This window comes from Pseudomonas sp. JR33AA, assembly GCF_021378985.1.
In the GTDB taxonomy this organism is placed as follows: Bacteria; Pseudomonadota; Gammaproteobacteria; order Pseudomonadales; family Pseudomonadaceae; genus Aquipseudomonas; species Aquipseudomonas alloputida.
In genome coordinates, this window is sequence record NZ_JAJSAW010000060.1 from 1 (window position 1) to 451 (window position 451).

A 451-nucleotide genomic window follows, 5' to 3' on the forward strand; every position below is an offset into this window, starting at 1 on the left:
GGAGATCACCTACACCATCACCCTGACCAACAAAGACGGTCTGCCGATCAACAACCACAGTGCACTGACCTTCACGCTGAGCGACGGCAAAACCGTCATCACCGTGCCGGCCAACGGCACTAGCGGCTCGGTTACCGTGACTGCCCCGGACAACGTCTATGTCGGCGCTAACGACCCTGTCGTGAAGTCGATCGCTACCGTTGAAGGCGCAGATGTCGGTAAGTTCGAGCAGCTGACACTGGACAAGACCCCGGTCAGCACCGAGGTCACCGACGAGCCTGGCACCCCAGGCAACCCGGGCGGCAGCAACGAAGGCGACCTGGTCAAGGTCACTATTACTGCTGACCAGACTTCGGTGGCCGAGAACGTCAAGCCGACCTTCACCGTGCACGTCAACCAGCCGCTGGCCCACGACCTGGTCGTGACCCTGAGCAACAATGCCCAGGTCACT

At 61.0% G+C, this 451-nt stretch carries 1 protein-coding gene; it reads left to right on the top strand.

All coding sequences use genetic code 11. The annotated features are described in order from the left end of the window. Positions 1–451: immunoglobulin-like domain-containing protein (locus tag LVS58_RS25005; protein WP_325175997.1), on the top strand; the 451-nt coding region annotated here is incomplete at both ends.